29 protein-coding genes are annotated in these 26,141 nt (G+C 56.1%); 13 read left to right on the top strand and 16 right to left on the bottom strand.

Annotation, left to right across the window (positions count from 1 at the left end; translation table 11 throughout):
• Positions 1–14 precede the first annotated feature (14 nt).
• Positions 15–2,114, top strand: coding sequence for a phosphate acetyltransferase (gene pta / locus EQV93_RS18770; RefSeq protein WP_240892157.1), 2,100 nt, complete (start codon positions 15–17; stop codon positions 2,112–2,114).
• Positions 2,115–3,011: an acyltransferase gene (locus EQV93_RS18765; protein WP_146385416.1), complete on the top strand. Its 897-nt coding sequence runs from the start codon at positions 2,115–2,117 to the stop codon at positions 3,009–3,011. It begins immediately after the preceding gene.
• A gap of 136 nt (positions 3,012–3,147) precedes the next feature.
• On the opposite strand, the gene EQV93_RS18760 is transcribed toward EQV93_RS18765, so the two are convergent.
• The 4 genes from EQV93_RS18760 to EQV93_RS18745 form a co-directional block, all read right to left on the bottom strand.
• A complete protein-coding gene (locus EQV93_RS18760) occupies positions 3,148–3,849 on the bottom strand; it encodes a cyclase family protein (protein WP_240892156.1) in 702 nt (233 codons plus the stop codon).
• 215 nt (positions 3,850–4,064) lie between these two features.
• Positions 4,065–5,963: a sulfate adenylyltransferase subunit CysN gene (cysN, locus tag EQV93_RS18755; protein ID WP_240892155.1), complete on the bottom strand. Its 1,899-nt coding sequence runs from the start codon at positions 5,961–5,963 to the stop codon at positions 4,065–4,067.
• A 9-nt stretch (positions 5,964–5,972) separates the two neighbouring features.
• Positions 5,973–6,890 (bottom strand): sulfate adenylyltransferase subunit CysD, encoded by a 918-nt coding sequence (cysD, locus tag EQV93_RS18750; protein ID WP_122786414.1) that lies wholly within the window; start codon positions 6,888–6,890, stop codon positions 5,973–5,975.
• Between the two features lie 154 nt (positions 6,891–7,044).
• Positions 7,045–7,803, bottom strand: coding sequence for a Nif3-like dinuclear metal center hexameric protein (locus EQV93_RS18745; protein ID WP_240892154.1), 759 nt, complete (start codon positions 7,801–7,803; stop codon positions 7,045–7,047).
• A gap of 101 nt (positions 7,804–7,904) precedes the next feature.
• Between EQV93_RS18745 and algW the strand changes: the two genes are divergently transcribed.
• Complete coding sequence (algW, locus tag EQV93_RS18740; RefSeq protein WP_122786412.1) at positions 7,905–9,062, top strand: Do family serine endopeptidase AlgW; 1,158 nt, start codon at positions 7,905–7,907, stop codon at positions 9,060–9,062.
• A 113-nt stretch (positions 9,063–9,175) separates the two neighbouring features.
• Here algW and hisC read toward each other — a convergent pair whose 3' ends face one another.
• The 10 genes from hisC to EQV93_RS18690 form a co-directional block, all read right to left on the bottom strand.
• Positions 9,176–10,228: a histidinol-phosphate transaminase gene (gene hisC / locus EQV93_RS18735; RefSeq protein WP_240892153.1), complete on the bottom strand. Its 1,053-nt coding sequence runs from the start codon at positions 10,226–10,228 to the stop codon at positions 9,176–9,178.
• Positions 10,229–10,230: 2 nt separating this feature from the next.
• On the bottom strand, positions 10,231–11,559 hold the full coding sequence (gene hisD, locus EQV93_RS18730; RefSeq protein WP_146426625.1) for a histidinol dehydrogenase: 1,329 nt from the start codon (positions 11,557–11,559) through the stop codon (positions 10,231–10,233).
• 160 nt (positions 11,560–11,719) lie between these two features.
• Positions 11,720–12,355: an ATP phosphoribosyltransferase gene (gene hisG, locus EQV93_RS18725; protein WP_122786409.1), complete on the bottom strand. Its 636-nt coding sequence runs from the start codon at positions 12,353–12,355 to the stop codon at positions 11,720–11,722.
• A 183-nt stretch (positions 12,356–12,538) separates the two neighbouring features.
• Positions 12,539–13,804: a UDP-N-acetylglucosamine 1-carboxyvinyltransferase gene (gene murA, locus EQV93_RS18720; protein ID WP_122786408.1), complete on the bottom strand. Its 1,266-nt coding sequence runs from the start codon at positions 13,802–13,804 to the stop codon at positions 12,539–12,541.
• A 31-nt stretch (positions 13,805–13,835) separates the two neighbouring features.
• Positions 13,836–14,075 (bottom strand): BolA family protein, encoded by a 240-nt coding sequence (locus EQV93_RS18715; protein WP_008070578.1) that lies wholly within the window; start codon positions 14,073–14,075, stop codon positions 13,836–13,838.
• Positions 14,076–14,189: 114 nt separating this feature from the next.
• Complete coding sequence (locus EQV93_RS18710; protein WP_122786407.1) at positions 14,190–14,495, bottom strand: STAS domain-containing protein; 306 nt, start codon at positions 14,493–14,495, stop codon at positions 14,190–14,192.
• Entirely contained in the window at positions 14,492–15,139 is a 648-nt protein-coding gene (locus EQV93_RS18705; protein WP_122786406.1) for an MlaC/ttg2D family ABC transporter substrate-binding protein, read from the bottom strand. The genes EQV93_RS18710 and EQV93_RS18705 overlap by 4 nt, the downstream gene beginning before the upstream one ends.
• Positions 15,140–15,150: 11 nt before the next feature.
• Positions 15,151–15,618 carry an outer membrane lipid asymmetry maintenance protein MlaD gene (gene mlaD, locus EQV93_RS18700; protein WP_122786405.1) on the bottom strand — a complete coding sequence of 156 codons (468 nt, stop codon included), beginning with the start codon at positions 15,616–15,618 and terminating at the stop codon, positions 15,151–15,153.
• A complete protein-coding gene (gene mlaE / locus EQV93_RS18695; RefSeq protein WP_122786404.1) occupies positions 15,618–16,415 on the bottom strand; it encodes a lipid asymmetry maintenance ABC transporter permease subunit MlaE in 798 nt (265 codons plus the stop codon). Before mlaE ends, mlaD begins: the two co-directional genes overlap by 1 nt.
• Positions 16,415–17,224 carry an ATP-binding cassette domain-containing protein gene (locus tag EQV93_RS18690; RefSeq protein ID WP_146385426.1) on the bottom strand — a complete coding sequence of 270 codons (810 nt, stop codon included), beginning with the start codon at positions 17,222–17,224 and terminating at the stop codon, positions 16,415–16,417. The genes mlaE and EQV93_RS18690 overlap by 1 nt, the downstream gene beginning before the upstream one ends.
• 295 nt (positions 17,225–17,519) lie before the next feature.
• Between EQV93_RS18690 and EQV93_RS18685 the strand changes: the two genes are divergently transcribed.
• The 10 genes from EQV93_RS18685 to EQV93_RS18640 all read left to right on the top strand — a co-directional run bounded on the left by EQV93_RS18685 (position 17,520) and on the right by EQV93_RS18640 (position 24,605).
• Positions 17,520–18,494: a KpsF/GutQ family sugar-phosphate isomerase gene (locus EQV93_RS18685; RefSeq protein ID WP_122786402.1), complete on the top strand. Its 975-nt coding sequence runs from the start codon at positions 17,520–17,522 to the stop codon at positions 18,492–18,494.
• Entirely contained in the window at positions 18,494–19,018 is a 525-nt protein-coding gene (locus EQV93_RS18680; RefSeq protein ID WP_122786401.1) for a KdsC family phosphatase, read from the top strand. Before EQV93_RS18685 ends, EQV93_RS18680 begins: the two co-directional genes overlap by 1 nt.
• Positions 19,019–19,026: 8 nt before the next feature.
• Positions 19,027–19,599, top strand: coding sequence for an LPS export ABC transporter periplasmic protein LptC (lptC, locus tag EQV93_RS18675; RefSeq protein WP_122786400.1), 573 nt, complete (start codon positions 19,027–19,029; stop codon positions 19,597–19,599).
• Positions 19,586–20,131 carry a lipopolysaccharide transport periplasmic protein LptA gene (gene lptA, locus EQV93_RS18670; RefSeq protein ID WP_122786399.1) on the top strand — a complete coding sequence of 182 codons (546 nt, stop codon included), beginning with the start codon at positions 19,586–19,588 and terminating at the stop codon, positions 20,129–20,131. Before lptC ends, lptA begins: the two co-directional genes overlap by 14 nt.
• Complete coding sequence (gene lptB / locus EQV93_RS18665) at positions 20,131–20,856, top strand: LPS export ABC transporter ATP-binding protein (RefSeq protein ID WP_122786398.1); 726 nt, start codon at positions 20,131–20,133, stop codon at positions 20,854–20,856. Before lptA ends, lptB begins: the two co-directional genes overlap by 1 nt.
• Before the next feature lie 238 nt (positions 20,857–21,094).
• The gene (locus tag EQV93_RS18660) at positions 21,095–22,588 is read left to right on the top strand and encodes an RNA polymerase factor sigma-54 (protein ID WP_122786397.1); all 1,494 of its coding nucleotides are present in this window, start codon (positions 21,095–21,097) and stop codon (positions 22,586–22,588) included.
• Positions 22,589–22,664: 76 nt separating this feature from the next.
• Complete coding sequence (gene hpf / locus EQV93_RS18655; RefSeq protein ID WP_122786396.1) at positions 22,665–22,979, top strand: ribosome hibernation-promoting factor, HPF/YfiA family; 315 nt, start codon at positions 22,665–22,667, stop codon at positions 22,977–22,979.
• 12 nt (positions 22,980–22,991) lie between these two features.
• Complete coding sequence (ptsN, locus tag EQV93_RS18650) at positions 22,992–23,456, top strand: PTS IIA-like nitrogen regulatory protein PtsN (RefSeq protein ID WP_240892152.1); 465 nt, start codon at positions 22,992–22,994, stop codon at positions 23,454–23,456.
• A 2-nt stretch (positions 23,457–23,458) separates the two neighbouring features.
• Positions 23,459–24,316, top strand: a complete 858-nt coding sequence (rapZ, locus tag EQV93_RS18645; protein WP_240892151.1) for an RNase adapter RapZ — start codon at positions 23,459–23,461, stop codon at positions 24,314–24,316.
• 16 nt (positions 24,317–24,332) lie between these two features.
• Positions 24,333–24,605: an HPr family phosphocarrier protein gene (locus tag EQV93_RS18640; protein ID WP_122786393.1), complete on the top strand. Its 273-nt coding sequence runs from the start codon at positions 24,333–24,335 to the stop codon at positions 24,603–24,605.
• Positions 24,606–24,612: 7 nt separating this feature from the next.
• On the opposite strand, the gene EQV93_RS18635 is transcribed toward EQV93_RS18640, so the two are convergent.
• Together EQV93_RS18635 and EQV93_RS18630 are read right to left on the bottom strand one after the other, a co-directional pair.
• Positions 24,613–25,506: a ZIP family metal transporter gene (locus EQV93_RS18635; RefSeq protein ID WP_122786392.1), complete on the bottom strand. Its 894-nt coding sequence runs from the start codon at positions 25,504–25,506 to the stop codon at positions 24,613–24,615.
• 22 nt (positions 25,507–25,528) lie between these two features.
• The gene (locus EQV93_RS18630) at positions 25,529–26,140 is read right to left on the bottom strand and encodes a superoxide dismutase (RefSeq protein ID WP_122786391.1); all 612 of its coding nucleotides are present in this window, start codon (positions 26,138–26,140) and stop codon (positions 25,529–25,531) included.
• Position 26,141: the final 1 nt, after the last annotated feature.

Below are 26,141 nucleotides of genomic sequence, written 5' to 3'. Positions count from 1 at the left end.
GTCAGGAAGCTCGCATGCAAACTTTCTTTATCGCCCCCACTGACTTTGGTGTTGGCTTGACCTCTATCAGCCTTGGTCTGGTTCGCACACTGGAGCGCGCGGGTTTGAAAGTCGGTTTTTTCAAACCGATTGCCCAGCCTCATCCCGGCGACGTCGGCCCCGAGCGCTCGACCGAACTCATCGCTCGCACCCACGGCCTCAAACCGCCTACGCCTTTGGGTTTGGCCCACGTGGAGCGCATGCTTGGGGATGGCCAGCTGGATGAACTGCTCGAAGAAATTATCAGCCTTTATCAAGAGGCGGCCATCGGCAAAGATGTGCTGATCGTTGAAGGCATGGTGCCCACCCGCACCGCCAGTTATGCCGCACGCGTTAACCTTCACCTGGCCAAGAGTCTGGATGCCGAAGTGATTTTGGTCTCGGCCCCTGAAAACGAGGTACTGACCGAGCTTTCGGGCCGCGTTGAGTTGCAGGCTCAGTTGTTTGGCGGCCCTAAAGACCCGAAGGTTCTGGGTGTCATCCTCAATAAAGTGCGCACCGACGAAAGCATGGACGTGTTTGCAGCGCGCCTCAAAGAGCACTCTCCGTTGCTGCGCAGTGGTGATTTCAAGCTGCTGGGCTGTATTCCCTACCAGCCTGAACTCAATGCCCCACGCACCCGCGACGTGGCCGAATTGCTCGGCGCGCAGGTGCTGAACGCCGGGGACTATGAAACGCGGCGCATGTCCAAAATCATCCTGTGCGCGCGCACCGTGCTCAACACCCTGCAACTGCTTAAACCCGGTGTACTGGTGGTGACCCCCGGTGATAGAGACGACATTATCCTCGCCGTTAGCCTGGCGGCGATGAACGGCGTTCCGCTGGCCGGCTTGCTGCTGACCAGTGGCACCACTCCTGACCCACGTTTGATGGAGCTCTGCCGCGGAGCCTTACAAGCGGGTCTGCCGGTACTGTCGGTGAGCACCGGTTCTTATGACACGGCCAACCAGCTTAATCAGTTAAACAAGGAGATCCCCATTGATGACCGCGAGCGGGCACAGATCATCACTGACTTTGTTGCCAGTCATCTGGACGCCAACTGGCTGCATCAGCGCTGTGGCACGCCGCGAGAAATGCGCCTGACCCCGGCGGTGTTCCGCTACCAACTGATACAGCGCGCCCAGCAAGCCAATAAACGGATCGTGCTGCCCGAGGGCAATGAGCCGCTAACCGTGCAAGCGGCGGCTATTTGTCATGCCCGCGGGATTGCTCGCTGTGTCTTGCTGGCAAAGCCTGAAGACGTTCACGCGGTGGCCAAGGCGCATGGCTTCGAGCTGCCTGAAGGCCTGGAAATTCTGGACCCGGATCTGATTCGCGAACGCTACGTAGAACCGATGGTGGCGCTGCGCAAGAGCAAAAGCATTAACGCCCCAATGGCCGAGCAGCAACTCGAAGACCCGGTAGTGATTGGCACCATGATGCTGGCGCTGGACGAGGTCGACGGGCTGGTATCGGGTGTCGTGCACTCAACGGCCAACACCATTCGCCCGGCCCTGCAGCTGATTAAAACCGCACCCGGCTGCACACTGGTGTCGTCGGTGTTCTTTATGCTGTTCCCGGAGCAAGTACTGGTTTACGGCGACTGCATCATGAACCCGCACCCGTCGGCCACGGAACTGGCCGAAATTGCCCTGCAAAGCGCCGACTCTGCCGCAGCGTTCGGGATCACTCCGCGCGTGGCCATGATCAGTTACTCCAGCGGCGACTCAGCCAGCGGCGAAGAGGTCGAAAAAGTGCGCGAAGCGACCTTACTGGCCCACGAAGCCCAGCATGCCTTATTGATCGACGGCCCCTTGCAATACGACGCCGCCGCCAACGACAAGATAGCCAGGCAACTGGCCCCGAACAGCCAAGTGGCGGGTCGGGCCACAGTGTTCGTGTTTCCCGACCTGAACACCGGCAATACCACGCTCAAGGCCGTGCAACGCAGTGCTGATTGCGTCAGCCTGGGGCCGATGTTACAAGGCCTGCGCAAACCGGTTAACGACCTGCCTCGCGGCGCCCAGGTAGACGACATCGTCTACACCATCGCCCTTACGGCAATTCAAGCCGCCAACCGACCAATGGATGTGTAAATGCTGGATTCTCTGCCTGCGCCAGTTCGTGGCGTTATTGCATCGCTGTTGCTGGCGATCAACACCATCGTGTGCTGCACGCCGCTGTTCATCGTTGCCATTTTCAAGCTGTGCCTGCCCTTCCCGGCCGCGCAGCGGGTGACAGACGAGTTGATGCGGCGTATTCACGAAGCATGGGTCAGCAATAACTCGCGCTGGATGGACTTGATCCGTAAAACCCGTTGGCACATCAAAGGCCTCGAAGGCCTGGACTATGAGCACTCCTACCTCGTGACCAGCAACCACCAGAGCTGGGTCGACATCATGGTGCTGCAATACGTGCTCAACAAACGTATTCGCCCGCTCAAGTTCTTCCTTAAACAAGAGCTGATCTGGGTGCCGGTGATCGGTCTGGCATGGTGGGCACTGGGCTTCCCGTTTATGAAGCGCTACTCCAAGGCCTATTTAGCCAAACACCCCGAGAAGAAAGGCGCCGACCTGGCGACCACGCGTAAAACCTGTGCCAAGTTTAAAAATCAGTCCGTCGCCATTTTCAACTTCGTCGAAGGCACGCGATTTACCGAGGGCAAACACGCGCAACAGCAGTCACCGTTTCGCTACCTGCTCAAGCCAAAGGCCGGAGGTATCGCTTTTGTGCTGGATGCGATGGGTGAACAGTTGAAGTCCATCGTCAACGTGACGATTCACTACCCGGGCGGGCGTCCGGGGTATTGGGACTTGCTGTGTGGCAATGTGAAGGACGTGGTTGTGGTGTTTGAAGAGCTACAAATCCCGAATGAGTTTTTGGGTAAAAACTACGATCAGGATGCCGAATACCGATTGGCGTTCCAAAGCTGGATCAATCGGCTGTGGGAAGACAAAGATCGTTTGTTGGACCAGCTGCATCGCGAATACTAGAAGCACCCTCACCCTAGCCCTCTCCCAGAGGGAGAGGGGACTGATTGGGGCGCTGCTAAAACCCAGGTTCTGCACGAATTGTTTTCGAGTGAAGGTTAGGCAAGGCGAAAACAGGCGAGGACGCGGTCGTCACCTATCAGGGCACGAACGCCAGCACACTGACAGGTGAACCGGAACCAGCCTCCAGACTCAAGAGGCCGATAACTAGCGTGCTCCCTTTAGGAGGCAGTTGGTCTAACCGGGTAAGGCACTCAAGAATGATACCCGCCTTGGCCAACACCAAGTGGTTACTGGCAAAGGTGGTGTCCTGACCCGGATCAACGCCATGCGTATCAATTCCAATACCTGCTATACGACGCTCATCCAACAAAAACTGTGCAGCCCCGGCCCCTACACCGGGGAAATGCAGACCCTGCTCGTCCTCATTCATGAACTGTTCGGGGTCGTGCCAGAGGCCTTGCCAGCCGGTATAGAAGACGACAATTGATCCCGCCTCAATAGGGCCATGTACGTGCTCCCAGTTCATAACATCTTCAACAGTGATCACATAATCAGCGTTTTCCAGCGCCTTGTCTTGCACATCAATCACAACCGCAGGCCGCACCAGTGACTCGGGGGAATAGCCATCTATAGCAATGCCATCCGGATAAAACGTATTCGGCGCATTCATGTGAGTTGCGCTGTGCTCGCCCATGCTGAAACGGCGAAGGTAATAAGCGTCCTGCTCATGGGAGGCTAACAACTCAAAGTGCACCTCAGGATCATTGGGCCAAAGAGGAATCGATGTCGTGATGGAATGGCTGAGATTGATGACGTGGTTGAAGTGAATACTGTTCATTGCTGCACCCTGTTTTTATAAAGAGCTACTGAGCCCGCGTACAAGGATGTTTATAGGGTCAGACCGCACGAGCCAAGAATGTAACTGTTACAACATTCTCGATAGCGCAAATCGGCCCCCTCTCCCTCTGGGAGAGGGCTGGGGGTGAGGGTAAAGCCTTCACCCACTAAAAAGCCCGCCACCGATCTCTCGGTGGCGGGCTTTTTGTTTACGGCTTAAATCGCGCCGCGTTGACGCAACAGGTCCAACACCAACTTCACGCTTTCATCCAGCGACAACGATTGCGTGTTAACCACCAGATCGGCGTTCAACGGCACGTCATACGGGAAGGATTCGCCCGGAATGTTGTCACCACCCGCCGCGTACAGGCCTTGCGGATCGCGTTCGGCACACACGGCTGGCGATGCCTGGACATACACCGTCAACAGTCGGTCATCACCAATCAGCGCTTTAGCCTGTTCGCGACCTTCGGCATCCGGCGCCACAAACGCAGCCAGTGTCAGCAAACCAGCTTCGTTGAACTGACGCGCTACATGTGCAGCACGACGCCAGTTTTCAGTCCGCCCGGCACGGTCCTGAGGCAGACCTTTATTCAGGTCATGGCGCAAGTTCTGGCCATCCAGCACAAACACCGCGCGGCCCATGTCGAACAACTTGCGCTCTACCGCATACGCCAGCGTGCTTTTACCCGCACCCGACAAGCCGCTGAACAAGACGGTCGCCGGCTGCTGACCAAAACGCTGGGCGCGCTCTTCTGTGGTCACGTGGGCAAGGTCGCCGTGATGGCTGGCGCTGCCATGGCCCAGTGGCTGAGCGATGATCATGCCAGCCCCGACCGTGCCATTGGTCAGGCGGTCGATGATGATGAACGAACCCGTGGTGCGGTTGCTTTCATAACCATCCAGCGCAATCGGAGCGTCCAGACTGATCTTGACCTTGCCGATTTCGTTCAACTGCAAGGCGCTGGCCGGCCCTTCTTCCAGCGTGTTCACATCAACTTTGTTGACGATGCTGGCAATCGAACCCGGTACGTAGCTGGTCGCACGCTTGATGTCGTACTTCTTGCCCGGCAACATCGGCTCTTCAGCCATCCATACCAGCATGGCTTCGAAGCTGTCGGTCACCACAGGCACATTGTCAGCATGCACCAACAGGTCGCCGCGGGAGATGTCGATCTCGTCTTCCATGGTCAGGGTAATGGCCTGACCTGGGCCGGCGTGCTCCAACTCACCTTCAAAGGTGACAATGGATTTAACCCGGCTGCTTTTGCCCGAAGGCAGCACCACGATTTCGTCGCCCTTGCGCACGATACCGCTGGCCAGCGTACCGGCAAACCCACGGAAATTCAGGTTCGGGCGGTTTACGTATTGCACCGGGAAGCGCAGGTCGGTGAGGTTGCGGTCAGCCGCCACTTCCACGGTTTCAAGAATTTCCATCAATGACTGGCCGGTGTACCAAGGCGAACGCTCGCTCTTGTTCACCACGTTGTCGCCTTTAAGGGCAGACATCGGAACAAAGTGCAGGCTGGTCGGCTTGAGTTTCAAGCCTTCGGCGAACTTCAGGTAATCGGCCTTGATCGACTCGAATACGGCTTCGTCGAAACCCTTGAGGTCCATTTTGTTGATGGCCACAACGATGTGCTTGATGCCCAACAAAGACGCAATAAAGCTGTGGCGACGGGTTTGGGTCTGCACGCCGTAACGGGCATCCACCAAGATGATCGCCAGATCACAGGTCGACGCACCGGTGGCCATGTTGCGGGTGTATTGCTCATGGCCGGGTGTGTCGGCAATGATGAATTTGCGCTTGGCGGTTGAGAAGTAACGATACGCCACGTCGATGGTGATGCCCTGCTCGCGCTCTGCTTGCAGACCGTCTACCAACAGCGCCAGGTCGATATCATCGCCCGTGGTGCCGCTTTTTTTCGAGTCACGGGTAATGGCTTCCAGATGGTCTTCATAGATCATCTTGGAGTCGTGCAGCAGGCGCCCGATCAGGGTGCTCTTGCCATCATCGACGTTGCCGCAGGTCAGAAAGCGCAACATCTCTTTGCGTTCGTGCTGGCCCAGGTAGGCGAGGATGTCCTCGCTGATCAAATCAGATACGTGCGACATGACAACCCCTTAGAAATAACCCTGACGTTTTTTATCTTCCATTGAGCCGGCGCCATCGTGATCGATGACTCGGCCCTGGCGCTCGGAAGTTCGCGTCAGGAGCATTTCCTGAATGATGTCAGTCAGGGTTTCAGCCTCTGACTCCACCGCACCGGTCAGCGGGTAGCAGCCAAGAGTGCGGAAACGGACCTTTTTCTTGACGATGCGCGCTTTGTCTTCATCAGACAGGTGCTCAAGAATACGCTCGTCGTCGATCATGATCAGCGTGCCGTTCTTCTCGATGACTTCACGCTCAGCCGCGAAATACAACGGCACAATCGGGATGCCTTCGAGGTAGATGTACTGCCAGATGTCGAGTTCGGTCCAGTTGGACAACGGGAATACGCGGATCGATTCGCCCTTGTTGACCTTACCGTTGTAGACATTCCACAACTCGGGGCGCTGGTTTTTCGGATCCCAGCGGTGCTTGCTGTCACGGAACGAGTACACACGCTCTTTGGCGCGCGACTTCTCTTCGTCACGGCGAGCGCCCCCGAAGGCGGCATCAAAACCATATTTGTCCAGAGCCTGCTTCAGGCCCTCGGTTTTCATGATGTCGGTGTGCTTGGCACTGCCGTGGGTGAACGGGTTGATGTTCTGCGCCACCCCATCAGGGTTGACGTGAGTGATCAGATCAAGTCCCAGCTCCGCAACCATCTTGTCGCGAAAGCTGTACATCTCCTGGAATTTCCAGCGAGTGTCGACATGCATCACCGGAAACGGCAGCTTGCCAGGGAAAAATGCCTTGCGGGCAAGGTGCAGCATCACGGCGGAATCTTTACCGATCGAGTACAGCATCACCGGGTTATCGAACTCGGCGGCCACCTCGCGAATGATGTGGATGCTTTCCGCCTCCAGCTGTTTCAGGTGCGTCAGTTTGTCGACCATGGCTACTCACGAAAGCTATCTTATGAACGGCCTGCGGGCCGTGTTCGAGGGCGAATCCTAGCACAGCGCCTTCTTATATTGAGGGCGCTTACTAGATCGAAACGGTCTAAGAATAGATCGCCGGGTTTGGCCTTAGTGCTGCGCAGCATATCGCTCAAATAGGATTCGGACAGTCTATAAAGAGATGCTCAAGGGCAAAACGGCGAGCCAGATAGTCGCCTAGAGCCTGCACACCATAACGCTCGGTGGCGTGGTGCCCGGCGGCTATAAAGCTGATGTCGTTTTCACGCGCGCTGTGGAAGGTTTGCTCAGAGGCTTCGCCACTCAAGTACAAATCAACCCCTGCCAGGACGGCTTGATCGATGTACCCCTGCCCGCCTCCGGTGCACCAGCCAACCCGGCGGATCATCTCGCTGCCTTCAATCACCAGCGGCTCACGCCCCAGTACTTCTTGCACCTTGCGGGCAAAATCGCGAGCGGTCATAGGTTCTGCCAGTGAGCCTACGAGGCCCACTACTTTGGCATTTGTCGGGTCCAACGGGCCTTCGACAGTGATGTCCAACTGACGCGCCAACTGCACGTTGTTGCCCACTTCAGGGTGCACGTCGAGGGGCAGGTGATACGCCAGCAGACTGATGTCGTGTTTGAGCAAGGTTTTCAACCGGCGTTGCTTCATGCCGGTGACGCAGGGGTCTTCACCCTTCCAGAAATAACCGTGGTGCACCAACACCAGATCCGCCTGGGCTTCAACGGCTGCATCGAGCAGCGCCTGACTGGCCGTTACGCCGCTGACGATTCGCATCACCTGCGGGCGCCCTTCGACTTGCAGACCGTTGGGGCAATAATCGCTGATTGCGGCGCAATTCAGGTAACGATTTGCTTCTTCTACCAGCGTGCTCAGGGCTACTGCCATAAAAGACTCCTAAATATAGCGTTCAGAGCCGTTCGGCCCTCGTATAATGGCCGTCATTATGAGCTGTCGAGATGGCTCTGCAACCTTCAGGACTGAGTTCAATGTTTAAGGCTTTGCGTTTTTTTGGCTGGCCACTATTGGCTGGCGTGCTTATCGCGATGCTGATTATTCAGCGTTACCCGCAGTGGGTCGGGCTGCCGAGCCTTGACGTCAACCTGCAACAAGCGCCACAAACCAATTATGTGCAACAGGGTCCCGTCACCTATGCCGACGCCGTGACCCGTGCAGCCCCAGCCGTGGCTAACCTGTACACCACCAAGGTGGTTAACAAAAATGCCCGGCCCTTGTTTGAAGACCCGCAGTTCCGGCACTTCTTCGGCGACAACGCACCCAAGCAAAAGCGTATGGAATCGAGCCTCGGCTCAGCAGTGCTGATGAGCCCCGAAGGGTATCTGCTCACCAATAACCACGTGGTTACCGGCGCAGATCAAATTGTAGTAGCCCTGAAAGATGGTCGGGAAACACTGGCCCGGGTGATCGGTAGTGATCCGGAAACTGACCTTGCGGTGCTCAAGATTGACTTGAAGGACCTGCCATCGATCACCATCGGTCGATCGGACACCCTGCGTATCGGCGATATTGCCCTGGCAATCGGCAACCCGTTCGGGGTCGGCCAGACCACTACCATGGGCATCATCAGTGCCACGGGCCGCAATCAGTTGGGCTTGAACAACTACGAAGATTTTATCCAGACCGACGCCGCCATTAACCCCGGTAACTCGGGCGGTGCGCTCGTGGATGCCAATGGCAATCTGACCGGGATCAACACGGCTATTTTCTCCAAGTCAGGGGGATCACAGGGCATTGGTTTTGCGATCCCGATCAACCTGGCCATGGAAGTGATGAAGGCCATCATTGAGCACGGCCAGGTGATTCGCGGATGGTTGGGGATTGAGGTGCAGCCGCTGACCGCGGATCTGGCCGAGTCATTTGGTTTGAGCGGTCGCCCGGGGATTGTAGTGGCGGGTATTTTCCGCGATGGCCCGGCGCAGAAAGCCGGACTGCAATTGGGTGATGTGATCTTGAGTATTGATGGCGCACCGGCAAGCGACGGACGTCGCTCAATGAATCAGGTCGCTCGTATCAAGCCGTCGGACAAAATCTCGATTCAGGTCATGCGCAATGGCAAGGAACTGAAGCTCACCGCTGAAGTGGGCTTGCGTCCGCCGCAAGAGCAGCCGCCGCAGAAAGAGGAATAAGCAGGCCTAACCCTCACCCCAGCCCTCTCCCAAAGGGAGAGGGAGCTTAATGGGTGAAGTTACGTAGATCTGCTTTTGGATTGAATCCCCTCTCCATCTGGGAGAGGGCGCGGTTACAGCGCTGACAACCCTTCAATCAACGCCGCATTCTGCTCCGGCGTCCCAATGCTGATACGCAAGAACTGTGCGATACGCAGTTGCTTGAAGTGACGCACGATCACCCCCTGCCCCCGCAACTTCGCAGCCAGCGCACCGGCATCATGCTCCGGGTGACGAGCAAAGATGAAGTTGGCCGCCGATGGCAGCACCTCAAACCCCAGCGCCTGCAACTGACCCACGACGTGCTCACGGCTATCCATCACCAGCTGGCAGGTGTGGTCAAAATACTCACGGTCAGCAAACGCTGCCGCTGCTCCGGCAATCGCGATGCGATCCAGAGGATAGGAGTTGAAGCTGTTCTTGATCCGCTCCAGCGCTTCAATCAGGTCTGGATGGCCCACAGCCAATCCAACTCGCAGACCGGCCAGAGAGCGCGACTTGGACAAGGTTTGCGTCACCAACAGGTTCGGATAGCGACCGACCAAGCTGATGGCCGTCTCACCCCCAAAGTCGATGTAGGCTTCGTCCACCACGACCACAGAATCCGGGTTGGCCAACAGAATCTGCTCAATGGCTTGCAGTGCCAACAAGCAACCCGTCGGCGCGTTGGGGTTCGGAAAAATAATCCCGCCATTGGCCTTGGCATAGTCCGCAGGCTGAATCTGGAACTGCTCATCCAGAGGCACCGCATCAAACTCAATGCCATACAAACCGCAGTAAACCGGATAGAAGCTGTAGCTGATGTCCGGAAACAACAGCGGCTTGTCGTGCTGGAACAAACCGTTAAACACATGGGCCAGCACTTCGTCAGACCCATTCCCCAGAAATACCTGATCGGTCTGTACGCCGTAATACTCAGCCACAGCCTGCTTGAGCAGGTCACTGTTGGGATCCGGATATAAACGCAGGTCGTCGTTAATCTCGGCCTGCATCGCTGCCAGCGCTTTAGGCGAAGGCCCGTAAGGGTTTTCGTTAGTGTTGAGTTTGACCAGTTTGGTCAACTTCGGTTGTTCACCCGGCACATAAGGCACCAGTTCTTTAACGAACGGACTCCAGAATTTGCTCATGCTTATTGCCCCTGCTCGGTGTCAGCGATGATTCGGTATTCAGCGCTGCGAGCGTGCCCGGTCAGCGATTCGCCACGCGCCAGAATTGAGGCGGTTTTACCTAACTCCGATGCGCCTTGCTCGGAGCAGAAGATGATCGAGGAGCGTTTCTGGAAGTCGTACACGCCCAGCGGCGAGGAGAAACGCGCGGTGCCGGAAGTCGGCAGCACGTGGTTAGGCCCGGCGCAATAATCACCCAGAGCTTCAGAGGTGTGACGGCCCATGAAGATGGCACCCGCATGACGGATTTGCGGCAACCAGGCTTGAGGGTCAGCCACTGAGAGCTCCAGGTGCTCCGGAGCAATGCGGTTGGACACGTCAATCGCCTGCTGCATGTCCTTGACCAGAATCAAGGCGCCACGGCCTTTGATCGAAGTTTCGATTATCTCGGCACGTTCCATGGTCGGCAGCAGCTTGGCAATACTGGCTGCGACTTTGTCGAGGAACTCTGCATCCGGGCTGACCAAAATAGCTTGCGCATCTTCGTCATGCTCAGCTTGGGAGAACAGGTCCATGGCGATCCAGTCCGGATCAGTCTGACCATCACACACCACCAGAATCTCCGATGGCCCGGCGATCATGTCGATGCCCACTTGACCGAACACGTGACGCTTGGCCGTGGCCACATAGATATTGCCGGGGCCTACCACTTTGTCGACTTTGGGTACGCTTTCGGTGCCGTACGCCAGCGCAGCAACCGCTTGAGCACCACCGATGGTGAACACCCGATCAACGCCGGCGATGCAGGCCGCCGCCAATACCAGTTCGTTGATTTCACCGCGCGGGGTCGGAACAACCATGACCACTTCAGTCACGCCGGCCACTTTGGCCGGGATTGCATTCATCAATACCGACGACGGGTATGAAGCTTTACCACCCGGCACGTACAGGCCTGCACGATCCAGCGGCGTAACTTTCTGGCCCAGCACCGTGCCATCGGCTTCGGTGTAGCTCCAGGAATCCTGCTTCTGTTTTTCGTGGTAGCTGCGCACGCGTTGAGCGGCTTTTTCCAGTGCCTCACGCTGAGGCACGGTGATGCGGGTCAAGGCCAATTCCAGACGCTCGCGCGGCAGAATCAAGTCGGCCATTGAATTCACGGTCAACCCGTCAAAGCGCTGAGTAAATTCAACCAGCGCCGCGTCTCCGCGTTCGCGCACCGCTTTGATAATGTCGAGTACGCGCTGATTGACCGAGTCGTCTGACACACTTTCCCAGCTCAGCAGATGATCCAGATGCTGCGCGAAATCCGGGTCAGCAGCGTTGAGTCGGCGAATTGCAGTGGGAGCGGTCATAGCGAGGGCCTCGGTAATGGGCGTTAGCTTGGAATGGTTTTTTGCAAGGATCAGGCACGGCAAGACTACCAAGCCATCCGCGTGGGTACCTGAAATTTCTGGCTATTACGCGGATGGATGGGCGCGACATCAGGGATTAGACCCAGGTCGCGCAGGTGAGTCAGCCGCGGTGTCGCGACTCCACTGCTTTGCGCAGGGTGTCGATCAGGGCTTGAATTCGGGCGTGCTGCATTTTCATCGAGGCCTTGTTAACCACCAGACGGGAGCTGATGGCGGCAATGAATTCCTGAGGTTCCAAGCCATTGGCACGCAAGGTGTTACCGGTATCGACCACGTCGATGATTTTGTCGGCCAGGCCAATCAATGGCGCCAGCTCCATCGAGCCATACAGCTTGATGATGTCGACCTGACGGCCTTGTTCGGCATAGTAGCGCTTGGCAACGTTGACGAACTTGGTGGCAATGCGCAGGCGGCCTTTAGGTTCAGGCACACCGATGGCTCCAGCGGTCATCAGCTTGCACTGGGCAATCTGGAGGTCGAGTGGCTCGTAAAGACCCTGGCCACCGTATTCCATCAGCACGTCTTTACCGGCAACACCGAGGTCGGCGGCACCATGTTCAACGTAAGTCGGCACATCGGTCGCACGTACAATCAGCAGGCGGACGTCTGGCTGTGAGGTCGGGATGATCAGCTTGCGGCTTTTGTCCGGATTCTCGGTCGGCACAATGCCTGCTTCAGCCAGAAGCGGCAGGGTGTCGTCAAGGATACGGCCCTTGGACAGTGCAATGGTCAACATGGGAAACGTAAGTCCTTATCAGGGTACTTTTGCCCGTACGCAATCGGCGCCGGACAAGCATCGAGCCTGATAATCAGGCTCGACTTGAACGATTCAAGGCCAGGTAAGATAACGCGTGAACGCCGTTACGTCACCTGACAGCTGGACACGATCCATGTGCCCATGAGGCCAAACGCCAACAAACTAGCCCGGAACGCGGCGAATTTTGGCACCCAGCATTTGCAGTTTTTCTTCGATGCACTCGTAACCACGGTCGATGTGGTAGATGCGGTCGATCAGGGTGTCACCTTCAGCAACCAGTGCCGAAATCACCAGGCTTGCGGAAGCACGCAGATCCGTAGCCATCACTGGCGCGCCTTTTAGCGTTTCAGTGCCGGTTACGATGGCGGTGTTGCCTTCGACCTGAATTTTGGCGCCCATGCGGTGAAGTTCATACACGTGCATGAAACGGTTTTCAAAGATGGTCTCGATCACTGCACCCGTGCCTTCGGCAATGGCGTTGAGCGAGATGAACTGCGCCTGCATGTCGGTCGGGAATGCAGGGTACGGAGCTGTACGCACATTCACCGCTTTAGGGCGTTTGCCGTGCATGTTCAGTTCGATCCAGTCTTCACCGGTGGTCACTTCAGCGCCGGCTTCCTTGAGCTTTTCAAGCACGGCTTCAAGGATGGTCGGATCGGTGTCCTTGACCTTGACGCGGCCACCGGTCACGGCAGCAGCAACCAGATAAGTACCCGTTTCGATACGGTCTGGCATCACGCGATAAGTGGCAGGGTGCAGCTCTTTGACGCCATCAATGATGATGGTGTCAGTGCCAGCACCGCTTACCTTGGCGCCCATGGCGTTCAGGAAGTTGGCCAGGTCAACGACTTCAGGCTCGCGAGCAGAGTTCTGCAATACACTGCGGCCATTGGCCAGTGCTGCGGCCATCATGATGTTTTCAGTACCGGTCACACTCACGGTATCGAAGAAGAAGTTAGCACCCTTCAAGCCACCTTCAGGTGCCTTGGCTTTGATGTAACCGCCTTCAACATCAATCACCGCGCCCATGGCTTCAAGGCCACGGATGTGCAGGTCGACCGGACGCGAACCAATGGCGCAACCGCCCGGCAATGCAACTTCAGCGTAACCGAAGCGAGCCACCATCGGCCCCAGAACCAGAATCGACGCACGCATGGTTTTAACCAGTTCGTACGGCGCCACCAGGGTTTTGATGGTATTCGGGTTGATTTCTACGCTGAGCTTTTCATCAATCACCGGCTCAATGCCCATGCGACCGAACAGCTCGATCATGGTGGTGATGTCATGCAAATGTGGCAGGTTGGCAACCGTTACCGGGCCATTGCACAGCAAGGTCGCTGCCAGAATCGGCAGAGCAGAGTTCTTCGCACCGGAAATACGGATTTCGCCATCAAGACGGGCACCGCCGGTAATAATCAATTTATCCATAACAATCTCGACGCCAATGGGCTCAGGGGGCTCAGGTGCGCTCGGCCCAGGCCGCGCTGCTGAAGAATTTCATAGTGACCGCATGGATGCTGCCATCAGCAATCCACGGGTTCAAATGGGCATAGATGCTTTGTTGACGTTTAACCGGGCTCAAGGCCGCCAGTTCGTCACTAATCACGTTCAGCTGAAAGTTGCAGCCTTCGCCCTCAACTTCTACCTGGATTCCAGGCAGCTTTCCCTCAAGAAAGCTCTTCACTTCTACGGCCTGCATGCTCAACCTCAATCGGCGCCTAACGCGCGCGGGTCGGCCATCATACAAAAAAGCCCCGCGCCTGCGAACCCCACTTAACAGGACTCTGACGGGGGGCTTTGCTGTATGTGGCGATTAATGGTGTGCCAACAACTCGGTCAAACCCGACACTTGGGCGATTTCGCGCATGTCTTCGGGTAATCCACGAATGCTTAATGACTTGTTCTGGGCGTCTGCGTCCCGGATAAAGCACAACAGCAGCGACAAACCCACGCTGCTGGATTTAATGACCGCAGAGCAATCCACCACCAGGGCTTTGGCCAAGGCTTTTTTGATCAGCGCCTGACCTTCCTTGCGTAAACGAGGACCGGTCTGATAATCGAGTACGCCACTGAGGCGCAATTCGCTTTCGCCGGCCAGGGTGATGGCGGCTTCACTCATTGGCTCAGCTTCTCATCGGTTTTTTCCTTGGCTTTGGCGACTTCGCCAGCCCAGTTATCGATGGTCTTGTCCAGATTGTTGCCGTTACGGCTCATGGCATCAGCGAACTGATCGCGGAACAACTTGCCGATGTTGATGCCATTGATGATGACGTTACGCACCTTCCACTCGCCATTCACCTTATTAAGGGTATAGGACAACGGATAGATAGCGCCCTTCTCACCCTTCACGGTCATATCAACGCTGGTGCGATCGCCGCTTTCATCCTTGGCAGGAGAAACAGTGATGCCTTCGTTCTTGAATTCAAGCAAGGCGTTGCCATAGAACTGCATCAGGCTGCGCTTGAAGTTTTCTTGAAAGCGCTGCATTTGCGCAGGGGTGGCGTTACGCGAATATTTCACGGTCATGATGCTTCGCGAAATACCATCAACATCCACAACAGGGCCAACGATGTTGTTCAGAGCATCGTAAAACTTGGCTGGATTTTGCTTGTACTGCTCTTTATTAGCAGCCAGATCGGCCAGCAGCCGTGTGGTCGTATCAGAAACGATGTCATGGGCAGACTGGCCCGGTGCGGCGTTAGCCATCATCGGCAGTGCGGCTGCCAGAATAACCAGCAGGCCACGGCGCAAGAGAGAAATCATCTAAAAGCTCCTTATTTGGCTTCTTTGCTAACGGTATTCATCAGAAATTTTCCGATCAGATCTTCAAGCACCAGGGACGACTGGGTGTCGTGAATGGTGCCGCCATCTTTCAGCAGGGTGTCATCGCCACCGACGCTGATACCGATGTATTTCTCGCCCAGCAGACCCGCCGTGAGAATAGACGCTGTCGAGTCGGTCGGCAGGTTATCGACGCTCTTGTCGACTTGTAAGGTGACGCGGGCCGTGAAGTTGTCACGGTCCAGGTCGATCGCCGTGACCTTGCCGATAGTCACGCCCGCCATAGTGACCTTGGCGCGCACGGTCAGACCGGCGATGTTGTCAAAGTAAGCGTAGAGCTTATAAGTGTCGGTGCTGGCCGTCGGAGACAGTCCACTGACTCGCAGGGCAAGCAACAATAAAGCCAGGATGCCAGCCAGCAAAAACAGGCCGACACCGATTTCCATGGTGCGGTTTTGCATCAGAAATCTCCAAACATCAAGGCAGTCAAAATAAAGTCCAGCCCGAGGACTGCCAGCGAGGCATACACCACGGTCTTGGTAGTGGCACGGCTGATCCCCTCTGAAGTGGGCTCACAGTCATAACCTTGAAACACAGCAATCCAGGTCACCACAAAGGCAAACACGATGCTTTTGATGATCCCGTTGAGCACATCACCACTGAAGGTCACGCTGTTTTGCATGTTTGCCCAGTACGAGCCGTCATAAACGCCCAACCAGTCGACCGCCACCCACGAACCGCCCCAGATCCCGACCACGCTGAAAATCATCGCCAGCAGCGGCAGGGAAATAAAACCGGCCCACAAGCGAGGCGCAATGATGTACTTGAGCGGGTCCACACCGATCATTTCAAGGCTGGACAATTGCTCGCTGGATTTCATGTTGCCGATTTCGGCGGTCAGGGCTGAGCCCGCCCGCCCGGCAAACAACAGCGCAGTCACCACGGGTCCCAGTTCACGTAACAGGGTCAGAGCAACCATCTGCCCGACAGCCTGCTCGGAACCATAACTGGACAAAATGCTGAAACCTTGCAAGGCCAGCACCATGCCGATAAACACCCCGGACACGACGATGATGACCAGCGACATGACGCCAACAGAGTGCAATTGCTTGAGCAATAGCCCAAACATGCCGCCGATGCCACCACGCCCCAGCAAAGCGTGAAACAGGAAGATCACCGAGCGCCCCAAGACCGAAACCATGTCGATCCCGGCCCGGCCAAATAACGCGATGCGGTCCATTATTGAATGCTTGCGCATCAGCGCTTCCCCAGTAAATCGGTTCGGTAGTCCGACGCCGGAAAGTGAAACGGAACAGGACCGTCCGGGTCGCCGTTCATAAATTGACGAATACGCGGGTTATCGGCATTCATCAGTTCTTCTGGCGTACCCTGCCCCAGCACCTGACCATCACCCACCACGTAGAGATAGTCAGCAATACTCGCGGTTTCAGCCAGATCGTGCGAAACAACAATACTGGTGATACCCAGCGCATCATTGAGCAAGCGTATCAGACGCACCAGAACACCCATTGCGATAGGGTCTTGCCCGACAAACGGCTCGTCATACATCAGGATTTGCGGGTCAAGGGCAATGGCCCGTGCCAGGGCAACTCGACGTTTCATGCCGCCGGACAGCTCATCCGGCATCAGATTGATGGCTCCGCGCAGTCCCACTGCCTGCAACTTGAGCAGCACGATGTCGCGAATCATTTCTTCAGGCAAATGGGTATGAACACGTAGCGGAAAGGCTACGTTTTCAAATACGTCCAGATCGGTGAACAACGCACCGCTCTGAAACAAAACGCCCATGTGCTTGCGCGCATCAAACAGGTCACTGCGCGACAGCGTCGGCAGGTTCTGACCGTTGACCCACACTTCACCGCTGCTGGGACGCAGTTGCATCCCCATCAAACGCAAAAGGGTAGTCTTGCCACAGCCCGAAGGGCCCATGATCCCAGTGACTTTGCCACGCGGGATCAAAATATCGACATTATTGAAGATGCTGCGCGTGCCGCGCTTGAAGGACACTCCCTTCAGCTCGACCGCGTAGGCGTTATCAGCGCTCATCTAAACTCCTTGCGATGCAGCCTCTGCCTCTCACTCGGACACCCGGCTCCTTCAGTAAAAAGAAGCATGCTCCCTGAGCGGGCCGAACTGGCGGCGAACTATACCACTGCTCTTACTGACCGCCCAAGGCCGAAGGAGTGCCCTGTAAGCATCCAGACAGCGAAATTAATCCCATTGAGCACCAAGGCCGTGACCTCTTTACAGGTGCAGACCACAAACTACGACGATCGCGCGTGAGTGATCAGCACATAACCGCTATAATCTTTGCCTTTTCTCAGGCTACCCGACTTCAAACATGAGCCAATCCAGCGACCTGATTCAATCTGCCCAACGCACCATCCGCCTCGAGCTGGAAGCTGTAGAAGGCTTGCTGACCCATATCGACGCTGATTTCGTGAGCGCTTGCGAGATGATTCTTGCAAGTAAAGGCCGTGTAGTTGTGGTCGGCATGGGCAAGTCCGGGCACATCGGCAATAAAATCGCCGCGACCCTGGCCAGCACCGGCACCACTGCTTTCTTCGTCCATCCGGCTGAAGCCAGTCATGGCGACATGGGCATGATTACCCGCGACGACATTATCCTCGCGCTGTCCAATTCCGGATCGACCGCTGAAATCGTGACCCTGCTGCCCCTGATCAAGCGCCTGGGCATCAAATTGATCAGCATGACCGGCAATCCCGAATCACCATTGGCCAAAGCCGCCGATGTCAGCCTGGATGCTCGTGTGGCACAAGAGGCTTGCCCACTCAATCTGGCGCCCACCTCATCGACCACTGCGGCATTGGTACTGGGCGACGCGCTGGCCATAGCTTTGCTTGAAGCGCGCGGCTTCACCGCCGAAGACTTTGCTTTTTCCCATCCAGGTGGCGCTCTGGGTCGACGCTTGCTGTTGAAAGTCGAAAACGTCATGCACTCGGGTGATGAATTGCCGCACGTGGTTCGCGGCACCTTGCTCAAAGATGCGTTGATGGAAATGACCCATAAAGGCCTCGGCATGACCGTGGTTATAGAAGAAGATGGCCGTCTGGCCGGGATCTTCACCGACGGCGACTTGCGTCGCACGCTGGATCGCGAGATCGATATTCGCAATGCCATCATCGACACGGTCATGACCCCACATGGCAAAACGGCACGAGCCGACATGCTCGCAGCCGAAGCCCTGAAGATCATGGAAGACCATAAAATCAGCGCACTGGTGGTTGTCGACAAGGAAGACCGCCCGGTAGGCGCCTTGAACATGCACGACTTGCTGCGCGCAGGAGTGATGTAATGACTCAAGAACTGCTTAAACGCGGTAAAGGTATTAAGCTGGCCGTCTTCGACGTCGATGGCGTGCTGACAGATGGGCGGCTGTACTTCCTTGAAGACGGCAGCGAATTCAAGTCGTTCAGTACACTCGATGGTCAGGGCATTAAAATGCTGATGGCTGCGGGCGTTCAAACAGCCATTATCAGCGGTCGCAAGACGCCTGCGGTTGAGCGTCGCGCGCAAAATCTGGGCATCCCACATCTGTATCAGGGCCGCGAAGACAAATTAGTGGTTTTGGACGAGCTTCTCGGCCAACTCAACCTAAGCTATGAGCAGGTTGCTTATTTGGGCGACGACTTACCCGACTTGCCGGTTATACGCCGCGTAGGCTTGGGCATGGCGGTTGCCAATGCGGCAAGTTTTGTTCGCCAGCACGCCCATGGGGTTACCCAGGCGCGAGGCGGCGAAGGTGCAGCACGCGAATTTTGCGAGCTGATTCTGCGAGCCCAAGGCCGCCTTGATGCTGCCCTCGCCGCCTACCTATAGAGCTTTATATGCTGAGCAAAAAGATTCGCAACATCCTGCTATTCACAGTCATTGCCGCGTTGTTCGCGGCTGTTGGCTACTGGAATATCAGCCCGGAACGCTTTCTCGACCGCCCTCCCGTGGCTGTTGATGAAGGCGCCATTGACTACTACGCCCTGAAAACGCGCAGCCTTCAATATTTACCGGACGGCAAGTTGCAGTACGAAATGACCGCCGACAAGGTTGAACACTTGAAGGCATCCGAAGTCACCTTGCTGACCACTCCCGACCTGCAAATGTATCGCGGCACAGCCTATCCGTGGCACGTACAAAGCGAGCACGGTGAAGTGAACCCGGACGGTACTGAAGTTGAGCTGATCGACTCGGTGCGCGTAGCCCGTACCGACGAAAAAGATCGCACCACCATTATTACCAGCACCCGCATGACTGTTTTCCCTCAGAAGCAATATGCGCAGACCGACCGAGACGTTAGAATCGACGGCGCTGGCGGTGTAACGACTGGCAAGGGAATGAAAGCATATTTGAAAGACGGCAGGATGGACCTGCTGTCCAACGTAAGAGGACAGTATGAGTCTCGTTAAAACCCTCCCATTATTGCTCAGCCTGAGCGCAGCACTGGGAAGCGCGAGCGCCTGGGCTCTGCCGAACGACAATGAACAGCCTATTCACATCCAGGCTGATGATGCGCAGCTGGATGACAAAAACGGGGTCGCTACCTACAAGGGCGACGTCATCATCACCCAAGGCTCGATGAAGATTACCGGCAACAAGGTAACCATCACCCGTAACGCTGCGGGCGAAATTGACGTTGTGACGTCGGTGGGCAATCTGGCTTACTTCGAGCAATTGCAAAAAGCCACTGATCCAAAGCCCGTGCAGGCCTATGCTGTAACGATCCAATACCATGCGCCTCAAAATCGCATCGTACTGATCGACAAGGCCAAGGTTATCAATGACGGCAACACCACCGAAGGCGAGAAAATCGTCTACGACACCGTCAAGCAAGTGGCTAACGCTGGCCGTGCCAATGGCTCTAATGTCACCGCACCGCGACCACGCATCGATATGGTCATCCAGCCGAAGAAGAAAACTGACCAGCAGAAGGCCCGTTAATGGCTACTCTGAAAGCCCAGCATTTGGCTAAAAGCTACAAGAGTCGCCAAGTGGTACGCGATGTCAGCTTGTCAATCGACAGCGGGCAAATCGTAGGCTTGCTTGGCCCTAACGGCGCAGGCAAGACCACGTGCTTTTATATGATTGTCGGCCTGGTTCAGGCCGATCAGGGTCGCGTGCTGATCGATGATCTGGATGTCAGCCACCAACCCATGCACGGCCGCGCACGTGCCGGTATCGGGTACTTGCCACAGGAAGCGTCAATCTTCCGCAAGCTGTCGGTTGCCGACAACATCATGGCGATTCTCGAAACGCGCAAGGAGCTCGACAAGGCCGGTCGCCGTAAAGAGCTGGAAAGCCTGCTGCAGGAATTCCATATCAATCATATCCGCGACAGCCTGGGCATGAGCTTGTCCGGTGGTGAGCGACGTCGGGTAGAAATTGCCCGCGCTCTGGCTACCGCTCCGAAGTTCATCCTGCTCGACGAACCTTTTGCCGGCGTTGACCCCATTTCCGTGGGTGATATTAAACAGATCATTCACCACCTCAAAGCCAAAGGCATTGGCGTGCTGATCACAGACCACAACGTGCGTGAAACCCTCGATATCTGTGAAACTGCCTACATCGTCAACGACGGTCAACTGATCGCAGAAGGCGATGCTGAAACCATTTTGGCCAACAAGTTGGTTCGCGAAGTGTATCTGGGGCATGAGTTCCGCTTGTAAACCCCATCGTGAGTGGCCCCTTGTAGCGATAAACCTTGAACATCATTATGACGGTCAAGGTTTTTTCGCATTTGGGGCCCGCTTGCACGCCGCTTCTGAAAACATCTCAAACTAATTGGAAACGCCCCTAGTCAAACGTACTGGGTTCAGGCATATAATTTGCTTATGTTTGGCGCTCACGCGCCTTGGTAGTGGATGGCGCCATGCGCGCCGGCGAATAAGGTCTTAAGCCCCAGCCATGAAACCATCGCTAGTCCTGAGAATGGGCCAACAGCTGACGATGACACCGCAGCTGCAACAGGCCATCCGTCTGCTCCAATTGTCCACCCTGGATCTGCAACAGGAAATCCAGGAGGCTCTGGAATCAAATCCAATGCTCGAGCGCCAGGAAGAAGGCGACGACTTCGACAATTCAGACCCTCTGGCCGACAACATCGAGCAAAAACCCAATAACGATATTCAGGAGCCGTCGTATCAGGAGTCCACACCCACCGTGGACAACCTGGAAGAAGGTGAATGGAACGAACGCATTCCCAATGAGCTGCCTGTCGACACGGCTTGGGAAGACGTCTACCAAACCAGCGCCAGCAGCCTGCCAAGCAACGATGATGACGAGTGGGACTTCACCACCCGCACCTCGGCCGGCGAAAGCCTGCAAAGCCACCTGCTGTGGCAACTGAATCTGGCACCCATGTCAGACACTGACCGGCTGATTGGCGTAACGCTCATCGACTGCATCAACAACCAAGGGTATCTCGACGAGTCACTAGACGAAATCCTTGAGGCATTCGACCCAGAACTCGACATCGAACTCGATGAGATCGAAGCCGTTCTGCACCGCATTCAGCAATTCGAACCAGCTGGGATTGGCGCCCGCAACCTCAGTGAGTGTCTGCTTCTTCAATTGCGCCAGCTGCCGTCCAAAACGCTATGGCTCAATGAAGCCAAGCGCCTGGTAACGGACTACATCGACCTCTTGGGCGCCCGCGATTACAGTCAGCTCATGCGCCGCATGAAGCTCAAGGAAGATGAGCTGCGTCAGGTCATTGAACTGATACAAAGCCTCAACCCGCGCCCCGGCTCGCAAATCGAGTCCAGCGAAGCCGAATACGTGGTACCGGACGTGATTGTGCGCAAGGACAATGATCGCTGGCTGGTTGAGCTTAATCAGGAGTCCATGCCACGTTTGCGGGTAAACCCTCAATACGCTGGTTTTGTGCGCCGCGCTGATACCAGCGCCGACAACACCTTCATGCGCAATCAGTTGCAAGAAGCTCGCTGGTTTATCAAAAGCCTGCAAAGCCGCAATGAAACGCTGATGAAAGTGGCGACGCAAATCGTCGAGCACCAGCGCGGCTTTCTGGAATATGGTGATGAAGCCATGAAGCCTTTGGTGCTGCATGACATTGCCGAAGCAGTAGGCATGCACGAGTCGACCATTTCCCGGGTGACCACGCAAAAGTTCATGCATACGCCCCGCGGCATTTATGAGTTGAAGTACTTTTTCTCCAGCCACGTCAGCACTTCTGAAGGGGGCGAATGCTCGTCCACAGCGATCCGCGCCATCATTAAAAAACTGGTGGCGGCTGAAAATCAGAAAAAGCCGTTGAGTGACAGCAAGATCGCTGGTTTACTGGAGGCACAAGGTATTCAAGTGGCCCGTCGCACCGTCGCGAAGTACCGCGAATCCCTCGGGATAGCGCCTTCCAGCGAACGCAAGAGGTTGATGTAAGCCACGGGCCACCGCGTTTCAGTGGCAGGCTGTTCGGCCTGCCACTTTATGCAATGGCAACCGAAGGAGAAACTGCATGCAAATCAACATCAGTGGACAGCATCTGGAAGTCACCGACGCGTTACGCGCTTACATAGGCGAAAAATTCAAACGCCTGGAGAACCATTTCGACAAGATCACCAATGCACAGGTCATCATGAAAGTCGAAAAACTTCAGCAGAAGATTGAAGCCACCCTGCATATCCCCAAGGGTCCGAAGGAAGTCGTTGCGAACGCAGAGCATACCGATATGTATGCTGCAATCGACCTGCTCGCTGACAAGCTCGATCGCCAACTGAAAAAACATAAGGAAAAGTCCCAAAGCCTGCTTCAAGGCGCAACGGGGCGTTAATACTCCATACCCATGATTCGACTTGAAAATATCCTGACCCCTGGCCGTTCCCTTGTGAACGTGCCGGGCGGCAGTAAAAAGCGCGTACTCGAACACACTGCCAAGCTGATTCACGATCAGGTGCCTGATCTGGCCATGCAGGACGTTTACGAGAGTTTGCTTGCCCGTGAAAAACTGGGTTCCACCGGTTTTGGTAACGGCATTGCCATACCTCATTGCCGCCTCAAGGGTTGCGAGGCGCCTGTCAGCGCCTTGTTGCACCTCGATGCGCCCATAGATTTCGACGCCATTGATGGCGCGCCAGTCGACCTGCTATTCGTTTTGCTCGTGCCTGAAGCGGCCACCGATGCTCATCTGGAACTGCTCAGGCAGATCGCCAGCATGCTCGACCGCAAAGACGTGCGCGACCAACTGCGCGCAGCCAGCAGCAACGAAGAGCTGTATAAGGTTGTTCTGGACGTACAGAGCGATCATTAATCATGCGCTTAGTCATCGTTAGCGGACGCTCAGGCTCCGGAAAAAGCACTGCACTGGCTGTCCTCGAAGACAACGGTTTCTATTGCATCGACAATCTGCCCGCCGGGCTGCTGCCAGAGCTGGCAGAGCGTGCGCTGATTCATACCGAATTGGCACAGCCGCTGGTTGCCGTGTCCATTGACGCACGTAACTTGCCCAGCCATTTGTCGCGTTTTCCGCAACTGCTTGAAGAGGTGCGCAACCGGCACATACAGTGCGATGTGCTGTTTCTGGATGCCGACGAAGAAACCTTGCTTAAACGCTTCTCTGAAACACGCCGGCGTCACCCACTGAGCAGCGCCAGTCGCTCTCTGGCCGAAGCCATACGTGACGAGAACCTCTTGCTCGGGCCCATTGCCGACCTGGCTGACCTGACGATCAATACCACCAACCTCAACCTCTATCAGCTGCGCGATACCATCAAGCTGCGTTTGCTGAACAAACCCGAGGCCGGGACCGCATTTTTGGTTGAGTCGTTTGGTTTCAAGCGTGGCATGCCGGTCGATGCCGACTTGGTGTTCGATGTGCGCTGCTTGCCTAACCCGTACTGGAAGCCAGAGCTACGCGAGCAATCGGGGCTGGACAAGCCGGTCGCAGACTACCTGTCAGCACAGCCGGATGTCGAAGAGATGTTTCAGGATATCTCCAGCTACCTGCTTAAATGGCTGCCCCGCTTCGCAGCCAGCAACCGGGCGTATGTCACCATTGGCATTGGCTGCACAGGCGGGCATCATCGCTCGGTCTACCTGACTGAACGCCTCGGTAAATGCCTGCAAGAAACCCTGAAGAACGTCCAGGTTCGCCACCGCGACCTTACCTGAAAGGATCACTACCGCGATGCCTGCACTGGAAATTGAAATCATCAACAAGCTGGGCTTGCACGCCCGGGCATCGGCCAAGTTCGTAGGTATCGCAGGACAGTTTCCATGTCTGGTCAGAGCAGGACGTACCGCTGACTCGATGGTGGATGGCAAAAGCATCATGGCCATGATGATGCTTGCCGCTGGCAAGGGCACGACTATCCACCTCAAGACTGAAGGCGAGAAAGAGCAGGAAGCCCTTGATGCCCTGACCAAACTCATCAATAACTACTTTGATGAAGGCGAGTAAGCCACGCTTAACCCAACGCCGTATCCATCACCATCATCAAGCAAAACCCTACACACAAGCCCAGACTGGCCAGTTTTTCGTGGCCATTGCGGCGTGATTCGGGGATGACTTCTTGCGTGACCACCAGCAGCATGGCCCCCGCCGCCAATGCCAACCCCATTGGCAACAATACTTCGGCCAGATTGACCAACCAGGCACAAAGCAAGGCGAACACCGGCTCGACAAGGCCTGAGGCAGCCCCGATCAAGAATGCCCTGACCCGCGACATGCCCGCGCCAGCCAACACCAATGCAATTACCAGCCCCTCTGGCACATCCTGAAGCGCAATGCCCATCGCCAGACTATCGGCGTCTGGCATTCCGCCGCCTGCCGACACCCCGACCGCCATGCCTTCGGGGATGTTATGCGCCACGATGGCAATCACGAACAACCAGATGCGCGGTGCAATCACGGGTTCACCGGGACGACTGACCAAGACTTCTGGCCCGCCTCCCGCGACCTTGCGGTCCACCAGAAACAAAAAGAAAGCGCCCAGCAAGATACCCGCACTGATCAACCCGCTGGCGGCCCAAGCTGACAAGCCAAGACTTTGAGCCGCTGCTATGCCGGGAACAATCAGCGAGAAGGCCGTGGCGGCCAGCATCACCCCGGCACCAAAGCCCAACAAGGTATCGCTGACCGCCACTGGCATCTTGCGAATAACCAGCACCGGCACCGCGCCCAGCGCCGTACCCAACGCGCAGAGCGCTCCGCCTTGCAGCGCCCGTAACATCCTGGGCTCCAGATCCAGCCAGACCAATCCCTTGGCTACCAGCAAGGCCGTGCCCGCCAACAGCAAGAGCGTGCCAAGGGCATAGCGAAACATTCGCACGCCCCCGACCGCTAATATTTGCGTGCCCATAATCTGCCTGAATCCTGTTGAGTCAGCCAATAGCGGCCTGATAACGACGCGCCACTTCTGGCCAATTAATAACGTTATAAAACGCACTGATGTATTCGGGACGACGGTTTTGGTAACGCAGGTAGTACGCGTGCTCCCACACATCCAGCCCAAGAATCGGCGTGTTGCCATTCATCAACGGACTGTCCTGATTACCGCTGCTTTCGACGACCAATGTTTTTTGTGGCGTGACACTCAACCATGCCCAGCCACTGCCAAAACGGGTCAATGCAGCCTTGGTAAAGGCTTCTTTGAACGCATCAAGCCCTCCCAACTGCTCATCAATCGCCTTAAGCAGTGCGCCTTCTGGAATACCTCCCCCTTTAGGACTCATCACTTCCCAGAATAGAGAGTGATTGGCATGTCCACCGCCATGATTGATCACTGCCGGTCGCAGTTGCTCGGGCAATTGCTGAACGCTGGCGACCAGTTTTTCCACTGGCCAGTCTTCCCATTCGGTTCCCTGCACAGCCGCATTGAGATTATTGATATAGGTCTGGTGGTGTTTGGTGTGATGAATTTCCATGGTTTGCGCATCAATATGCGGCTCAAGGGCGTCATAGGCATAAGGCAAAGCAGGCAATGTGTAAGTCATA

This window comes from Pseudomonas sp. TMW22091 (assembly GCF_022496705.1).
Taxonomy (GTDB): Bacteria; Pseudomonadota; Gammaproteobacteria; order Pseudomonadales; family Pseudomonadaceae; genus Aquipseudomonas; species Aquipseudomonas saxonica.
Note: the sequence above shows the minus strand (reverse complement) of the source record. Positions and strands in the feature narration are given on the sequence as shown.

Coding starts and splice junctions, on each gene's coding strand:
- EQV93_RS18680 (WP_122786401.1), top strand. CDS start 18,494: ATGACTCAAGAACTGCTTAAACGCGGTAAAGGTATTAAGCTGGCCGTC.
- EQV93_RS18760 (WP_240892156.1), bottom strand. CDS start 3,849: ATGAACAGTATTCACTTCAACCACGTCATCAATCTCAGCCATTCCATC.
- hisD (WP_146426625.1), bottom strand. CDS start 11,559: ATGACCGCTCCCACTGCAATTCGCCGACTCAACGCTGCTGACCCGGAT.
- EQV93_RS18745 (WP_240892154.1), bottom strand. CDS start 7,803: ATGGCAGTAGCCCTGAGCACGCTGGTAGAAGAAGCAAATCGTTACCTG.
- lptC (WP_122786400.1), top strand. CDS start 19,027: ATGCTGAGCAAAAAGATTCGCAACATCCTGCTATTCACAGTCATTGCC.
- mlaE (WP_122786404.1), bottom strand. CDS start 16,415: ATGCGCAAGCATTCAATAATGGACCGCATCGCGTTATTTGGCCGGGCC.
- cysD (WP_122786414.1), bottom strand. CDS start 6,890: ATGGTCGACAAACTGACGCACCTGAAACAGCTGGAGGCGGAAAGCATC.
- EQV93_RS18635 (WP_122786392.1), bottom strand. CDS start 25,506: ATGGGCACGCAAATATTAGCGGTCGGGGGCGTGCGAATGTTTCGCTAT.
- EQV93_RS18640 (WP_122786393.1), top strand. CDS start 24,333: ATGCCTGCACTGGAAATTGAAATCATCAACAAGCTGGGCTTGCACGCC.
- rapZ (WP_240892151.1), top strand. CDS start 23,459: ATGCGCTTAGTCATCGTTAGCGGACGCTCAGGCTCCGGAAAAAGCACT.
- algW (WP_122786412.1), top strand. CDS start 7,905: ATGTTTAAGGCTTTGCGTTTTTTTGGCTGGCCACTATTGGCTGGCGTG.
- EQV93_RS18715 (WP_008070578.1), bottom strand. CDS start 14,075: ATGCAGGCCGTAGAAGTGAAGAGCTTTCTTGAGGGAAAGCTGCCTGGA.
- EQV93_RS18705 (WP_122786406.1), bottom strand. CDS start 15,139: ATGATTTCTCTCTTGCGCCGTGGCCTGCTGGTTATTCTGGCAGCCGCA.
- cysN (WP_240892155.1), bottom strand. CDS start 5,963: ATGTCGCACGTATCTGATTTGATCAGCGAGGACATCCTCGCCTACCTG.
- ptsN (WP_240892152.1), top strand. CDS start 22,992: ATGATTCGACTTGAAAATATCCTGACCCCTGGCCGTTCCCTTGTGAAC.
- EQV93_RS18710 (WP_122786407.1), bottom strand. CDS start 14,495: ATGAGTGAAGCCGCCATCACCCTGGCCGGCGAAAGCGAATTGCGCCTC.
- EQV93_RS18630 (WP_122786391.1), bottom strand. CDS start 26,140: ATGACTTACACATTGCCTGCTTTGCCTTATGCCTATGACGCCCTTGAG.
- EQV93_RS18690 (WP_146385426.1), bottom strand. CDS start 17,224: ATGAGCGCTGATAACGCCTACGCGGTCGAGCTGAAGGGAGTGTCCTTC.
- lptA (WP_122786399.1), top strand. CDS start 19,586: ATGAGTCTCGTTAAAACCCTCCCATTATTGCTCAGCCTGAGCGCAGCA.
- hpf (WP_122786396.1), top strand. CDS start 22,665: ATGCAAATCAACATCAGTGGACAGCATCTGGAAGTCACCGACGCGTTA.
- pta (WP_240892157.1), top strand. CDS start 15: ATGCAAACTTTCTTTATCGCCCCCACTGACTTTGGTGTTGGCTTGACC.
- hisC (WP_240892153.1), bottom strand. CDS start 10,228: ATGAGCAAATTCTGGAGTCCGTTCGTTAAAGAACTGGTGCCTTATGTG.
- lptB (WP_122786398.1), top strand. CDS start 20,131: ATGGCTACTCTGAAAGCCCAGCATTTGGCTAAAAGCTACAAGAGTCGC.
- mlaD (WP_122786405.1), bottom strand. CDS start 15,618: ATGCAAAACCGCACCATGGAAATCGGTGTCGGCCTGTTTTTGCTGGCT.
- EQV93_RS18660 (WP_122786397.1), top strand. CDS start 21,095: ATGAAACCATCGCTAGTCCTGAGAATGGGCCAACAGCTGACGATGACA.
- murA (WP_122786408.1), bottom strand. CDS start 13,804: ATGGATAAATTGATTATTACCGGCGGTGCCCGTCTTGATGGCGAAATC.
- EQV93_RS18765 (WP_146385416.1), top strand. CDS start 2,115: ATGCTGGATTCTCTGCCTGCGCCAGTTCGTGGCGTTATTGCATCGCTG.
- hisG (WP_122786409.1), bottom strand. CDS start 12,355: ATGTTGACCATTGCACTGTCCAAGGGCCGTATCCTTGACGACACCCTG.
- EQV93_RS18685 (WP_122786402.1), top strand. CDS start 17,520: ATGAGCCAATCCAGCGACCTGATTCAATCTGCCCAACGCACCATCCGC.